Source organism: Methanosphaera sp. WGK6 (assembly GCF_001729965.1).
Lineage (GTDB): Archaea > Methanobacteriota > Methanobacteria > Methanobacteriales > Methanobacteriaceae > Methanosphaera.
Genome location: NZ_JRWK01000009.1, coordinates 26,271 through 41,367, shown reverse-complemented (window position 1 = coordinate 41,367; position 15,097 = coordinate 26,271). Strand labels below are relative to the sequence as shown.

Genomic DNA, 15,097 nt, shown 5'->3' with positions numbered 1-15,097 from the left:
AAAGAAGAAATAAGTTAGAATATTTATTTTAAATTAGATTTAATCTTCTGTTTTTCAAAACAATCTACTACTTCTTTTAATTTTTCAGGTATGTTTATTTTCTGAGTACAAATACTTAAACATTTACCACATTCAATACACTCAGATGCAGCAGGTTTTACTGCAGTTTCCTGTATATATAAGGCAGCTATTGATGATACGGGATGAATACTGTAATTATTATAATATTCAAAGTAATCTGATATTGGTATTTGTTTTGGACATTCTTTTAAACAGTACCCACAATAAGAACAAGGTACAGCTATAAGTTGTTGATATTTTCTAGCAATATCTTCAAGGAATTTTTCATCTTCACTACTAATAGGACTAAATTGAGTGAATACTTCTGAATTTTCTTTTAAATCTTCAATAGAATTCATTCCACTTAATACTACACTTATATTTTGTGGAGTTCCTGCAAAGTTAAGTGCCATTTGTGCTGGTGTAGTATTATATTGTATGAATTTTTCATTTAATTGTTCTGGAAGATTTACGAGTATTCCACCTTTAATAGGTTCCATTACAACTACTTCTATGTCATATTTTTCACATAATTCATAACATTTCCTGGATTCTGTAAGGGTACTATTCCAGTCAAGATAATTTAGTTGTAATTGCACAACATCTAATATGTCTCCATATTTTTCTAGTATTTCTTCTAGAAGTTCTGCCCTGTCATGGAAGCTTATTCCAATTTTATGGGCTATTCCTTCTTTTTTCATTTCTTCTATGTATTGGAATGTTTTTACTTTTTTAGCTAAGGGGTAGAATGTTTGGTTAATGTTATGTATGAGAAATACGTCAAAGTAATCCACACCTAGACGTTCTAGCATTTCATCAACAAATTTCTGATTATCATCAGCACTACTTAGTAACCATGTTGGCATTTTATCTGCTATTTTAAATGATTCACGTGGATATCGTTTTACCAGTAATTCTCGTAGTATGGTTTCAGATGCTCCATTATGGTATGCATATGATGTGTCAAAATAGTTAAATCCTTTATCCATGTAGTAGTCTATCATTTCTTTTACTTTGTTTTCATCAATTGTTGTAGGGTCATCTTCATCGGTTAATGGTAGTCTCATTGCTCCAAATCCGAGTATTGTATCTTTACTCATCATAATCACCTATTTAATAAAAAGAGTTAATATCTTTATATAGTTATTATATTTTACATATTATATAATGTTATATAGTATAACTATTGTTATAGGAAAGTAATTACTATGAAAGTTCACATAATATACACACATCCAAGTAAAAAAAGTCTAACACATAAAATAAAAGAATCCTATATAAAAGGACTAGAACAATCAAATATAAAATACACAATATCTGATTTATATGAAGACAATTTCAATCCAGATATGACTGAAGAAGAATATTTAAGAGAATCAAACTACACACTAGAACCAATAAAAGATAAAACAATACTCAAAGAACAAGAACAAATAAACAATGCAGACATACTCACATTCATATTTCCACTATTCTGGATGGATGCACCAGCAAAACTAGTAGGCTGGTTTACAAGAGTATTCACACATGGATTCAGATACCACATAGAAGAAAACAAGGAAACAATGAAAACAATAAACAAAGTAAACTTTCTAATAATAACTGGTAGTAACTATGAAGATTTAAAAGCAGATGGAAAAATAGATGCACTAGAGACAATATTCAAAACAGATAGAATAAATAATAAAGCTAAAAAAACAGAATTCACTTACTTCTCAAGTGCAAGTCATGATAAACTAGATAAAACAAGAGAAAATAAGTATATAAAACAAGCATATGAATTAGGTATTAAAACATCAATAAAAAACTAAAAAGAAAAGATTATCTTCTTCTCTTTCTATAATATCTTCTTCTAGCTCTCCACCTAATAATAAAGTATGCTACAACAAGTAATGCACCAATTCCAATAAATGGAGTTAATTTAGTAATAAGAGAATCACCATTTACTTTAACAAAATTATACTCCCTTGCAAAGTCCATATCACTACTACTTGTATGATTTTCAGTTATCTTAGCAAAATTATAAACAAGATCATAATATCCTATACGTGCACCATCATATTCAATGTAGTCAGGAGCTTTCCCATTCACATCCATGAATTCCTTTACCTTTGTTCCAATTGCAATATAATCATAATAAGTATAAGAACTTTTAGCAAATGTTGAATGTTTATCAGGATTACTTGGTGGATTATAACTTGCTGGTTCTTCTAGTCCTGTACCATTAAGATATGAAGCAGCCATATACAATACCTGTGGTGCAGTATATGAGTTATATGTATCATTCATGGATAAATCACTATCCATTACTTCAGAACTTGCCTTTGCCATTACTGATGGTGATAGAGTATGTGTTTCTATGAGACTTACATCATATGTTTTATTTGAACTATCATAGTTATTAATTGAATTCACAATTTCTCTGGCTATATACTGATTTATTTCATCAGTAGATCTTGTAAGAACACCATCACTTCCTGCATCAGAATATTCTTGTAATGGTTGAATATATGTTATCTGAGCATCATTAAGAAATTTACCAGGGTCATGTATTCCTGCAAAGTTCATACTAGAATAATTATCATCCCATGCTCTTCTTACAAAAGTATTACTAGTTAAGTCAAGATTTCCCATATTTACGAAAATTACCTGTTTTTGTGAACTATATGTTTTATTAACAAGTAAGTTTAGATTAGCTGCATCTACTGCTGCAAGATTCACACTCACATCAGCATTACTTTCAATAGCTCTTGTTCCCTCACCAGGACTTGGTGCCATACTATCTATAATTACTTCTATTTCACCATTACTTATCTCTTCAATATAGTCTTTTATAGAATTTAACATGGATAAATCATTATTACTATCACCTACATTATCTGATGTTAGAAAGACAGTAGTTGAACTTACACTGGGAATTGTTAATAAGATAATTATTAATAAAATTATTCCCGACTTATGTTTCATAATAATATAGAACATCCCCCTTTTAATGTTTTTAATAATTTATTTATTCTCTTAAGTAATTATATTTATAAGATTGAATTGGATAAGTTAATTCTCTTCTTATTTATTGTTCATAAATAATATCATATTCTATGCCAAAAGTAAATTTAAAGAAATCGTGCATGTTCTCATTATTCATGATATTAGATAGGCCTTGTCTAAAAATAATAAGATTCTTTCTTCCCTTTGGTGTTAGGTGATATATAAGTACTCTTTTATTTTCATGAATTCCATTATAACTTTCAATCATACCTCTTTCTCGTAACTCCTTTAATATGGGATATATTTTACTAGGTCTTGTTTTACGTAGTAATCCTAATTCAATACTTGTCTTGAAAAAATCATCTATCTTTGACATTAATTTATAACCATATATATCTTCTTTTGAAAGATTCCATAGAATGATTTGTCGTATAAGTGTATTATACAAATAAAGCATTATTTTTTTATAATCCATATCTGATTGATTAATTAAGGTATACTTATATTCTTTATCCATTTTCTTCACCCTAATGAGTAGTTATAATTATATTTTTTTTAATTACTCCTATTTTATATAATGATTAATTGTTATAATTTAAGAAAAATTCTAATAAAATGTATATATTTCATATATTATATAATTATTTATTCTACTAAGTTTAAGATAATAATATAAATAATCTAGTCATAAATTATCAAAAAAAATAAGTAATGAAAAAAATAGTAATACAAGAAGGAATTACATGAACATATTAATAATTGGTACTGGAGCCATAGGAATAGCACTAGGTGCATCAATGATATCACAAAAAGCAAATGTATCATTCTATGCAAGAGAAAAAACAGCACAAGCAATAAAAACAGAAGGAATACAAAGAATAGGAATATTCAATCATCTTAAATATGATAGTAATAAATTCACAGTATATACAAACTATGAGGAAATACCAAGTAATATATTTGATTACATACTAATAACAAGCAAAACAACAGCAAACAATGATATAAGCAGAGCATTACATGAAAATAAAAGAATACTTGGAAAAAATACTAAAATCATTATCTTCCAAAATGGATTTGGAAATGATGAACCATACATACAATACTTTGACAAAACAAGAGTATACTGTGCAAGAGTAATAACAGGATTTACAAGACCTCAAAGACATATAAGTGAAATAACAGTACATACTCAACCAATACTGATAGGATCACTACAAAATCAAGACACACAAGATATAGAAGTAATATCTGAAATGATTAATAAATCAGGAATACCATCCAAGACAACAAAAGATATAGATAAATATCTATGGGCAAAAATGTTATACAATTGTACATTAAATCCACTAGGAGCTATACTTGACGTAAATTATGGAAAACTAACAGAAAATAATTACTCCATAAATATAATGAATAAACTAATTGATGAAATATTTAATGTAATAACTGCCTCAGGTTACTCCACACTATGGAAAACAAGTGATGATTATAAAAAAGAATTCTATTCAAAACTAGTACCAGACACATATAATCATAAACCATCAACACTACAAGATATTAAAAAGAAACAAAAAACAGAAATAGACACATTAAATGGGAAAATAATACAACTAGCAAAACAAAATAATGTAGAAGTACCAGTAAATGAGATAATATATGACATGATAAAAACAATAGAATCAAACTTTGAGGAAAGTGAATAAAATATGCAATTAACCTGTGATGTATGTGGATGTGAATTTGATCATAGAAGGGCTGGAAAATGTGATTGTGGATATGGTTGTGGAGGAGGAACAGTTAAATGTCCACAATGTGGAATACATGTGGATTTACCACCAGAAATAAGAGATAAAGCAAAAAAAGCATTTGATAATAATACATTATATGCAAGACTTGAAAGAGAATTTAATCTAGATGAATAGGTGATATTGGTGAAATTAGCATTAGCACAGATGAGTATGAGTCAATCAATGGATGAAAACTATGAAAAATCATTAAAACTAATAAGAAGAGCAGCTAAAACTAATGCTGATTTAATATGTTTCCCAGAAGTACAACTAACACAATTTTTTCCACAATACATGAAATTAGATAAAAAACAATATTCAATAGAATTAAACTCAGAATATATAACTGGAATGTGTGATGTATGTAGAGAAAATAATATTCATGCTAGTCCTAACTTCTATATCTTGGATAATGGTAAATACTATGATATGAGTCTACTTATAGATAATCATGGACAAATAATTGGAAAACAAAATATGGTTCATATAGCCCAATGTAAAAAGTTCTATGAACAAGACTATTACACACCATCAGAGGAAGGATTTAATGTATTTAACACACAATTTGGTAAGATAGGTATTGTTGTATGTTTTGATAGACATTATCCTGAAAGTATAAGAACTCAAGCTCTACGTGGTACAGAGCTTATAATCATACCAACAGCAAATACGACAGAAGAACCAGAAGATTTATTTGAATGGGAGATAAAAATACAAGCATTTCAAAATAGTGTAAATATTGCAATGTGTAATAGGGTTGGAGTTGAAGATGAAATGAATTTCTATGGTAAATCAGTAGTCTCTGATTATAATGGAAAAACAATAGCAATAGCTGGTACTGGTGAGGAGTTATTATTTGCTGATGTTGATTTGAGTGCTAGTAGTATGTGTAGGAAGTCTAAGTATTATACTAGTTTAAGAAGAAAAGAATTTTATGAATAGTATTATAAAGTTTCTTCTATTTCATTTAATTCTTTTATAAGTACTCTTTTTCTTTTATTTTTATTTTTTAAAGTTTTAATTAATGGTTTTACAGTTTTTGCTCCTTCAGGGTATTTTAGCATGTTTTTAAGGTATTTTGTTATAATTAAGTAGGCTCCTTTATGTTTTGCTGTTTTTGCTTCTTCACGTACTAGTTTTTCATATATTTTTATTATATCCTGTCCATGTTCTTTTTCATAGAATTTCCTGTATGTGTCTATGGAATCTATGGGGCAATTTGTTATTATATTTTGGTATAGGTCTTCATATCTTTCTTCACTTATGTATATTTCATTTAGGAATTCATAGTGGTGTGTTTTAGTGTAATTTGTTATTAATTGTTCAAGTTCTATAATCCATTCTTCTAGTGTACATACATTTTTTAGTTGTTGGATATATTTCATTTCAGGTATGTTTTTGTATAATAGTTTTTTTAGTTGTTTTTTGTATTGTGTTGTGTCGTCTGTTTTGAGGTATAATTGCATTAGTTTTTCTGTGTCTTCTAGTGTTTCATGAGTTTCTTGTTTTTCTTCAAGTAGGTCTATTGCTTTTTGGTATTGTTTATCTTTAATTTGTTTATCAACTAATATTTCTAGTATTTGTGGACACATTTTGTATTTTAGTAGGTAGTTTTCCTGATTTTTTATAGGGTATTTCATTTTCTTCATAAGTTCATACTTTAAGAGTAGTATTTCTTCGGATATATTACTTGTTTCTTCAATTAGTTCATCTAATACTTTTTCAAGTTGTTTTTGGTAATCTTTAGTAGTATAATATGTTATACCAATTCGTGCTAAGTGTGGTGTTGTGTATTGATTATATTCATATTTTATATTATTTGTAATATAATTAAATGTTTCATCCTGCTCTATCTTATCCTGTACTTCAATTATCATTGATAAATAACTATCACAGGCTGCTAAAATATCATCTATAATTATATATAAATCAATATCTTCTTTTGTTGCAATTTCTTCATATATTGTATATAATAAGTCTTGTACTTCCACATACTTCTCTTGTTTATAAAGTAATCTTATATCCTTTTCAATAAATGATTCAAGCAACTGATGAAATGGTGTTTCCTCATAATACTCACTATAATTATATAATTCTTTCATATCTACGTTAAAAAGGTTATTTAATGTTGACACTGCTTCCCAGTATGCTATATTAGAGTCGGATTCTTTTTGAAATTCATTTAAAAAATCAGATATGAAATTAGTATCATGATTATATTTATTATAAATATAATTTTTCAAATCATTTTCATTAAGATCATATAGTGTATTATAGAATTGGTTATTTTTATTTCCCGGACTAATTATTTTTTTCTTGGATTTCCTTATTTCCTCCATTTTATGGAGTGTTGCTACCATGTGTTTACAATTATCACTACTGTATGCATAAGGACATGTACAATACATTGACTCAATTTCATCATCATTGTATGTTATACTTACATCATAGGTATTATAATAGGATCCTTCTACTTTACTTGTTACTAAATTATTATTAATAACAATATCATATACATACCCCTTCTTGTAATATTCATAGCCACGTTCTAGTCTTGTTTCATCAAAATATTTTTTCCAATTCATTTAATACATCTTCTAGATTTTATTTATAGTATTTATCTTTTCTAGTATGTTAATATTAATTTTATTAAGAATAATGTTAAGTGCTTATGAAAAAATTTAATAAAAAAAAGATTTGTAGGTTATTGGTCTTTAATAACAATTTCATTACGAATTAGTGTTATTATAATTTCTCCTTCTTCATCAAGGTAGTATGGTGCTGGAAAATGCATATCATAGTGGTTTGGTTTGATACTTTCATGATTCATTGGAAATGTCATTCCAATTGCTTCTGCTCGTAGTGGTTGAATGTATTCGCCTTGATCTATTGCTCCTAGTATGAGTTGTATGTCTGGGTCATTAATATCTTCACCACTATACTCAAAATCTAGTTCACCACTTGAGGTAGGAAATAGTATGTCATCATATAATCCATTTTCATCACGTGTTACTTTAAATTCAACAGTTTTATTATTATAAGTACATTTACAGTGTTGAATTATAATGTCAATATCTATTTGTTTTGGAATAACTTCTATTGTCCTGATATCCATTTTTAGAAACTCCTTTAAACTTTTAACTACTTATTTTTTAATTTTATTTTTAATAATATATATAATATACAATTATTTTTTTCTATATTTATCATGGATATGGTTAGTGATGAAAAACAGTGTTAATAGTAAATCATAGTTAATCGTATATTATTGGAATTTTACGGTAATTTCCATTGTTAAAAATGAATTAGAAAAGAATAATATTCAAGCTACAGATACGTCAAGACTTGATGAAGTGGGTGAAGAATGTGTTAAAAAAAGTTTGTAATGTAATTTAATACAATAAGCAAAATAAAATAAAGTGTTTTTAGTAGTTTTAACTATATTACACTTTTCTTTTTTTCAATAGCACCGCTTGGACAAGCATTTATACATAATCCACAATCTACACAGCCAAGTATTTTAGCTTTAGGTTTATCTTCAACTACATTTAACATGCCTAGAACACAGGATTCAAGACAAGCTCCACAATTACTTACTCCATTACAGTTATCTTCATTAATAATAACAGTCATATTCTTAACTTCCTATATAAATTTTCTTTCTTTTAATGTATTTGTTTTGTATGTTAATTCTTTGTAGAATTCATGCATTACTTCTTTATCTTTAAATTCTAATAATAGTTTCATAGAAGCAACATGTATTGTAGCATAATTAGTATCATTAACAATCAATGTATTTATTAAATCAATTGATTTATAATAAATTAATGTGTTACCTGTCCAGTTATTTTCATCAAGGGAGAATTTAATTATTTTCAAGGTACTTTTCTGTAATATGAGTATGCATTTGTTTTCTATAATTTCTTCATCTATCTTGTCTTTTATCATAGCTTCAAAAACAAGATTTCGTTTATTTAAATCAGTTATATATTTAAATTCATCATTATTAATATTTAATAAATTGATTATTTTTTCTTTATTATTAAAATTCATATAAATATTCTCATAGTCTTTTTATACATTATTTATATAGTTATAAGATTATAAATTATATTATAACAAAAAACTGGGGTAGAGGAAAAAATCAATGTTAATTAATTCTTTTAATGATTTCTTTAGTGAAAATGTTTTCAGAAAGATTGATGCCTTTTCAGTAGAGGAAAAAATCTATAACGATGTTTTAGAAGAGATTATATCCTCAGTAAATGATTTAAATTACGATAGTGATGATTCTTGTTTTATGAAAATGGTACGTATTGCAAATAATTTCGTAACATGTGTCTATGAGGGAGATGATGGGGATGTTGGCCATTATAGTGCTAATGTAATCTTTTTAACCCATGGTATATGTGAATCTGAGTTAATAGCTACAATAATTCATGAATTAACCCATCATATTATATGTGAAATAATGGGAATAATATTGGCTAGAGTGTTGGATTGTGAGAAAAATGTTATTATTGAATCATTCACATGGTATTGTACTACTTATACACCTCTCATGATTTTAATTAATGAATTTGCAGCACATACTACTGAAAATTATTTTCTACCACCAGAATATAATAGTTATGGATCATTTATTGAATTACTGGAGTTAATCAGAGCTAATAAGAAAGAATATGTATTAACTGATGAATTAATTCAGGAAGCTATATTATTTGGTAAATATTTAGCAGAAGATGTGATAGATATTTTAAGTAATTTTATAACTGATGATTTAATGTTAGAAATTCATAATCAGTTTTTAAAGGATTCACGAGAAGAAATACATATGGATTTAACATTGGATGATAATATGGATGTTAATTTTAAGTATGATACTATTAGAGAATTCATGCAATTAACTTATCTTTTATCTAATAATAGAGAATCTATTCAGGTTTTAAATGATATTAAATCTAATTATGAATATTATTCTGTTTATGATAATATAGTAGATGATGTTATCCAATTAAACTAATTTTCTTTAAATTTTTTCTTATATTTCTAAATATTTTATATTTTCAATTTTTGATATTTTTAATAATTATATATATTCTGAAGTATAAATATTATATTGTAAAAGAAGTGATGTGAAATTCTTGAACTGTCACTTTGATAAATATACATCAGTCACATTTCTATTTTTAATGTTATTTAAATCACAATTGAATTATTTCAACAATCAACTAAAAGATAAAGAAATAGCTATGAAAGACATTCCAATACTAATGGAATTAAATGGACGAGGATTCGTACATCAAAAAGACATAGCAAAAGACTTAAAAATGGATAATGGACTGTTAACAAGAAATTTAAGAACACTTGAAGATAAACAACTTATCGAAAGAGTCGAAGATGATAAAAACAGAAGACAAAATAAGATAAGATTAACACACGATGGAACAAATTTAATTAGAAAAATTAATGAAGGAATACTACAAAGAGAAAATGAAATATTAAAAAATAGTAATAGTTCCCGTGAAGAAATATATCCATTCTTAATAACACTTCTGGAAAAATCAATAGAATTTATGAAAATAATACAGATGATGAAGTATAATGGAGGTTATATATGAGCCAAAATGAAAAAGGAAAAAATAGTAATATAGATTTAATACTCGGTGACTACAAAACAGCTATAAAGAAATTAGCATGGCCAATGATGGTCAGTATGTTTTTAATCATGGCATACAACCTAGCTGACAGTATATGGGTAGCAGGACTAGGAGCAGATGCATTAGCAGCAATAGGATTTATAACACCATTATTTATGATACTTGTAGGTTTAGGTAATGGAATTGGAGCTGGAGCAAACAGCCTTATTGCAAGATTCATCGGATCAAAAGATTATGAAGGTTCAAACAATGCAGCACTACATAGTCTACTGTTAACATTAATAATAAGTATACTTGGTTCTATTATAATGTATTTTATACTTCCAACAATTCTTGAATTAATGGGTGCTGGAAGTTCATTAAATCTCGCATTATCCTATGGAAACATTGTATTCATGTTCATGATAGTATTCATATACAGTAATGTAGGAACTGCAATTCTACGTTCTGAAGGTGACGTTAAAAGAGCAATGTACTCTATGGCAATAACTGCAATACTTAACATAATTCTTGATCCAATATTCATATACATAATTGGATGGGGAATAGATGGAGCAGCATGGGCAACAGTACTCTCTGGATTTGTTAGCTGTCTTGTACTATTATATTGGATGCATTACAAAAAAGATACATACCTTGATTTATCATTTAAAAACTTCAAATACAGTACGGAATTAGTAGGTAATATATTAAATGTAGCAGTACCATCAACTGCAGAAAACCTAATATTCAGTGTACTTGGTATGATTGAAAACTACTTATTAGTATTAGTATCAGGAACAATAGCAGTAGCAACATATACAGCAGGTTTCAGATTAATTCAACTTGCAATGATTCCACTCATGGGATTCGGTACAGCACTACTTACAGTAGTAGGCGCATCATATGGTTCTAAGGATTACAAACGTTTACAAGATTCCTTTGTTTACACACTTAAACTTGGATTACTTGTAACTACAGTAATGGTAATACTATTCTATATATTTGCACCACAAATTAGTATGGTATTTGCATATAGTTCAAGTGCATCTCTAGCACCATTAATTTCAAATCTATTACGTATAATATGTTTATTCATATATGGTGTATGTCTTGGTATGTGTTCTGCTATGATGTTCCAAGGTGTTGGAAAAGGAATTACATCATTCATATTAACATTTATCAGAGCATTCTTACTTGAAGTTCTATTCTCATACTTATTTGGTGTAGTAATGGGAATGGGAGAAATTGGTATTTACTGGGGTGTAGTTGTAGGTTCAATACTTGGTGGATTAGTAAGTTTAACCTGGGCAACCTTATTTATCAGACGTCTTAGAGGAAACTTTGGACAAAAAAGTAGTAGTGAATAATTAAATTAGTTATTTACTATTACAATAACTTTTTTTTAAAAATATTTTTCAAAAAATAAAATAATTCTAATTCTAAAAAATTTAACTTATTTTTGTTTAATTAAGTTAAAAATAGCTAATTTTTACATAAAATAATTCTAATAAAATTTAGTAAAAATATGGGAGGTTAAATTCAATCTTTTTCAAGAATTGATTTAATTTTATCATTAATTATACATGTGGGCTCTTCTAGCGCCACATGTATGTTATTTAATGTGTATAGTTCCGTTAGATTCACTATTGTTGACCACATTAAATCTAATGTTTTAGGTATATCACTTAGGTCTTCATCAGTTAATTCCGTTAATTTCTTTCCAAGTAAATCTTCAAAATAATGAGTGCACTCATGTAATACATTGTACTCGTTTTTATATAGTCCGATTTGATGATTATTACAATATTTGATGAAGTAACGTAGATAATCGTTTATAAAACGTATTTCTTCACTTATTCCTAAGTCATATATTGTATGATATATCATGGTACTATTTATATTATACTTAATATAAATAAATTCCTAGTTTTGCACAGGAATTCTTAATTTCTTTATTTTTTTCCAGGTTCTCTTTTTCTAATTCATTGATATTGTTTATGATATTGTTTAGTTCGATGTTGTTCTTATGATATAGGTTAATGTATCTTGTGAAGTTTAAATTATAATTATTTTCTCTAATTTCATCTATTGTTGTTAAGTGAGCCATGTCTGTTATTTCTTCTGGTTTATTATATATTTCCATGAGATAATCAATATCTTTATCTGTTGGTTGGTAGTTAATATTGATGAAATATATTTTATCTTCACGGTTTTTGTCTTTAATTAGTAATATGTATTCTTGTTTTCCAAAGAGTTTATTTATCTGTTTTGATGTTGAAATAATGCTTGTAATGTGGTGGTTTTCTGTTAAATCTCTTCTTATTTCTTCATAGTTATTAGTATATAAATAATTTTCTTTTGTAATGTATAAGAGAATACCTTCTTCTTTTAGGTATTGGTGAATTGTTTTATAAGATGTAATGTTAAGTAGATCTTCTCTATTATCTGTTGTATCTTGTTTTATATCTTGTATCCAGTTGTCATGTTTGATTTCTGGAATATTTAATATTATATCATATTTAGTGTTTTGTGTATCAGTAAATAGATTATTTCTAGGTATAATATTGTATTGTTCTTCATCTATGTTCTTAATTGTAATTAGCATTAAAATTAAGCTATATTCAATTATGTCATTAACATAGGCATCTAATTTAATATTATTTTTTTGTAGGTAATCTATGGTAAGTGAATTTGTTGTCATGTTGTATTCAAGAATTTTAGGTTGTTCTTTTTGTAAGTGGTTTTCTATGAGTTTTTCTTCTATTTTTTTGAATACTTGTATGTTTTCTTGTATTTTTCTAAGTTTTGGTTTGTGTTGTGTATTATTTAGTATTGTCTTATAGAGTATTTCTGATTCTTTTGAGTTTAATGGTTTTGTTATCTTGTATATTTCCTTGTATAGTGTGTTTAGTGATTCTAGTCTACTTTTATTGTATATGTTGTAGTTTTCTATGAGGTATATGTTGTTGAATACTTGTTTTGATTTTCTTATTTTGTTGAAGTTGTTGTTTAGTGTATTTAGGTAGAATTTATCTTGTGTTTCATCATAGATTGTTTCATCAGGTTGTACATGGTATGTGTTTTCAGGTTTTGTTATTGTATTGTAGAAGAGTAGTTCTAGTGTAATGTAGTATGTGATTTCTGTTTTTATTCCTGTACTTTTTTGTATTTTGTTTATTTGGTCTAGTAGGTGGTTGTATTTTTTTGTATTAGTCATCAATATCACCTTTGAAGTTGGATTCTTCAAGTATTTTTGTGAGTATTGTGTTTTTTAGTTTTTGTTCTTCTGTTATTATCTTGGATAGGTTGATTATTTTATCATCAATTAATTCTATGAGGTGTGTGTATTCATATTGTTTATTTAGGGGTAGTATTGGTATTTTTATTTCTTTTAGGTTGTTTATGGATAGTATTGATCTTGTTCCACTACTTGCTTTTCTTATCTGGTTTGCTACGTAGGGACTTTTTAGTGCTTGGTATATGTAGTCGGGATGGTATTGGTTGTATGAGTCAGGATCTAATCGTATTATAGCATATCCTGAGGATATTATGCCTGGTGTGTTTGTTTTTGTTTTTCCTTGGTTGTAGTGTATTGTGTTTGGTTGTTGTGTTTTGATTATTATATCATTTTCATGTAGGAAGTATTTCTTGTATTTTAGTTCATCTAATTCTTTGGATAGTAGTTCTTCTTTGAATTGGAAGTGGTTGAAGTAGAGTTGTTCTATGGTGTGTTCTTGTTTTTCTTGTGGTTTGTTATCTATTTTGTTTTTTATTTCCTTTGAGAATTGGAATACATGATTTATTGTTATGTTTGGTGCAAATTCTAGGTTTAAACCTTCTGATATTATGTCTGTGAAGTTTTCTTTTAGGTCTATTATGTTGTTGTTTTTTGATGAGGATATGATTGAATATTTTTTTAAGTTTAGTGTTTTTCTATATCTTGATAGTGGTAGTCCATTGAATACTAGTGCTATGTTTTTTAGTGGAACTAGTTTTATTTCTTCATTTGACATTGTATTTTTACTTTCCTTTTTTAGTGTATTTTTTTTCTTTAAATTGTGATTATTTTTTTAGAAGAAGATATTGTTTATTCTTCTTTATCTTCTTCTTTTTCTTCACTACCATCTTCTACTGTGATATCTACTGTTTTTTCTTCTTTATTAAGTAGGGTTTTAACTAGGTTTGCTCTTGCTTTGTATAGATCTTTTTTAGAATCTATTACTTGTTGTAGTGCTTCTTTTTCATCTTCAGTTAGTTTGGATGTGAATTTGCTTAATTCATCTAAATCTAGGTCTACATCACAGCTTAGTATTTTGTTTATATAGTTTTCTTTTTCATTATTGGTCATTGCATCATATGTTTCATTGAATTTTTCTTGTTGTTTTAGTAGGAATTCTGTTTTTTCATCTGCTTTTTTGTTGTAGTATTTGTTTATATCTATGTATGATAGTATTTCTGGTGTTTCTATGATTTCTTTTAGATCTCCATTGTCCATGGATTCTTTTATTTTGTTGATTTTTTCTTGTCTTTTTTGTGTTAGTTCTATTTCTCTTTCTATTCCTTTGTTTATTATGTCTTTTACATTTATTTTATCAAATATCATTTTTTTATCACTCT

The 15,097-nt window shown here is 27.0% G+C and carries 18 protein-coding genes; 7 read left to right on the top strand and 11 right to left on the bottom strand.

Translation table 11 applies throughout. The features are described from left to right. Window positions 1-23: 23 nt before the first annotated feature. Entirely contained in the window at window positions 24-1,163 is a 1,140-nt protein-coding gene (locus tag NL43_RS05760) for an aldo/keto reductase (protein ID WP_084790432.1), read from the bottom strand. A 105-nt stretch (window positions 1,164-1,268) separates the two neighbouring features. Between NL43_RS05760 and NL43_RS05755 the strand changes: the two genes are divergently transcribed. Further along, window positions 1,269-1,871: an NAD(P)H-dependent oxidoreductase gene (locus NL43_RS05755; protein WP_069593099.1), complete on the top strand. Its 603-nt coding sequence runs from the start codon at window positions 1,269-1,271 to the stop codon at window positions 1,869-1,871. Window positions 1,872-1,881: 10 nt separating this feature from the next. On the opposite strand, the gene NL43_RS05750 is transcribed toward NL43_RS05755, so the two are convergent. Beyond that, on the bottom strand, window positions 1,882-3,027 hold the full coding sequence (locus NL43_RS05750; RefSeq protein ID WP_069593098.1) for an adhesin: 1,146 nt from the start codon (window positions 3,025-3,027) through the stop codon (window positions 1,882-1,884). A gap of 103 nt (window positions 3,028-3,130) precedes the next feature. Further along, the gene (locus tag NL43_RS05745; protein ID WP_069593097.1) at window positions 3,131-3,565 is read right to left on the bottom strand and encodes a PadR family transcriptional regulator; all 435 of its coding nucleotides are present in this window, start codon (window positions 3,563-3,565) and stop codon (window positions 3,131-3,133) included. 226 nt (window positions 3,566-3,791) lie between these two features. Between NL43_RS05745 and NL43_RS05740 the strand changes: the two genes are divergently transcribed. From NL43_RS05740 to NL43_RS05730, 3 genes are read left to right on the top strand one after another with little or no spacing between them, the layout of a single operon-like run. Further along, window positions 3,792-4,754, top strand: a complete 963-nt coding sequence (locus NL43_RS05740; RefSeq protein WP_069593096.1) for a ketopantoate reductase family protein — start codon at window positions 3,792-3,794, stop codon at window positions 4,752-4,754. 3 nt (window positions 4,755-4,757) lie between these two features. Continuing rightward, window positions 4,758-4,973 carry a hypothetical protein gene (locus NL43_RS05735; RefSeq protein ID WP_069593095.1) on the top strand — a complete coding sequence of 72 codons (216 nt, stop codon included), beginning with the start codon at window positions 4,758-4,760 and terminating at the stop codon, window positions 4,971-4,973. 9 nt (window positions 4,974-4,982) lie between these two features. After that, window positions 4,983-5,780, top strand: coding sequence for a carbon-nitrogen hydrolase family protein (locus tag NL43_RS05730; RefSeq protein ID WP_069593094.1), 798 nt, complete (start codon window positions 4,983-4,985; stop codon window positions 5,778-5,780). Between the two features lie 2 nt (window positions 5,781-5,782). Here NL43_RS05730 and NL43_RS05725 read toward each other — a convergent pair whose 3' ends face one another. The 4 genes from NL43_RS05725 to NL43_RS05710 form a co-directional block, all read right to left on the bottom strand. After that, entirely contained in the window at window positions 5,783-7,423 is a 1,641-nt protein-coding gene (locus NL43_RS05725; protein WP_069593093.1) for an SWIM zinc finger domain-containing protein, read from the bottom strand. 119 nt (window positions 7,424-7,542) lie between these two features. After that, on the bottom strand, window positions 7,543-7,953 hold the full coding sequence (locus NL43_RS05720) for a hypothetical protein (protein ID WP_069593092.1): 411 nt from the start codon (window positions 7,951-7,953) through the stop codon (window positions 7,543-7,545). Window positions 7,954-8,276: 323 nt separating this feature from the next. Beyond that, complete coding sequence (locus NL43_RS05715; protein ID WP_069593091.1) at window positions 8,277-8,471, bottom strand: 4Fe-4S dicluster domain-containing protein; 195 nt, start codon at window positions 8,469-8,471, stop codon at window positions 8,277-8,279. A 12-nt stretch (window positions 8,472-8,483) separates the two neighbouring features. Continuing rightward, the gene (locus tag NL43_RS05710) at window positions 8,484-8,891 is read right to left on the bottom strand and encodes a hypothetical protein (RefSeq protein ID WP_069593090.1); all 408 of its coding nucleotides are present in this window, start codon (window positions 8,889-8,891) and stop codon (window positions 8,484-8,486) included. 94 nt (window positions 8,892-8,985) lie between these two features. Here NL43_RS05710 and NL43_RS05705 point away from each other — a divergent pair, with 94 nt between their 5' ends. From NL43_RS05705 to NL43_RS05695, 3 genes are all read left to right on the top strand, one after another. Continuing rightward, window positions 8,986-9,861, top strand: coding sequence for a hypothetical protein (locus NL43_RS05705; RefSeq protein WP_069593088.1), 876 nt, complete (start codon window positions 8,986-8,988; stop codon window positions 9,859-9,861). Window positions 9,862-9,982: 121 nt separating this feature from the next. Further along, on the top strand, window positions 9,983-10,459 hold the full coding sequence (locus NL43_RS05700; RefSeq protein ID WP_069593087.1) for a MarR family winged helix-turn-helix transcriptional regulator: 477 nt from the start codon (window positions 9,983-9,985) through the stop codon (window positions 10,457-10,459). Continuing rightward, entirely contained in the window at window positions 10,456-11,847 is a 1,392-nt protein-coding gene (locus tag NL43_RS05695) for an MATE family efflux transporter (RefSeq protein ID WP_069593085.1), read from the top strand. The genes NL43_RS05700 and NL43_RS05695 overlap by 4 nt, the downstream gene beginning before the upstream one ends. Window positions 11,848-12,019: 172 nt before the next feature. Here NL43_RS05695 and NL43_RS05690 read toward each other — a convergent pair whose 3' ends face one another. From NL43_RS05690 to NL43_RS05675, 4 genes are all read right to left on the bottom strand, one after another. Continuing rightward, window positions 12,020-12,367: a hypothetical protein gene (locus NL43_RS05690; protein WP_069593083.1), complete on the bottom strand. Its 348-nt coding sequence runs from the start codon at window positions 12,365-12,367 to the stop codon at window positions 12,020-12,022. 19 nt (window positions 12,368-12,386) lie between these two features. After that, complete coding sequence (locus NL43_RS05685) at window positions 12,387-13,697, bottom strand: N-6 DNA methylase (RefSeq protein WP_069593081.1); 1,311 nt, start codon at window positions 13,695-13,697, stop codon at window positions 12,387-12,389. Beyond that, complete coding sequence (locus NL43_RS05680; protein WP_069593079.1) at window positions 13,690-14,493, bottom strand: hypothetical protein; 804 nt, start codon at window positions 14,491-14,493, stop codon at window positions 13,690-13,692. Before NL43_RS05680 ends, NL43_RS05685 begins: the two co-directional genes overlap by 8 nt. Window positions 14,494-14,567: 74 nt before the next feature. Then, window positions 14,568-15,083 (bottom strand): hypothetical protein, encoded by a 516-nt coding sequence (locus tag NL43_RS05675; RefSeq protein WP_069593078.1) that lies wholly within the window; start codon window positions 15,081-15,083, stop codon window positions 14,568-14,570. Between the last annotated feature and the right edge of the window lie 14 nt (window positions 15,084-15,097).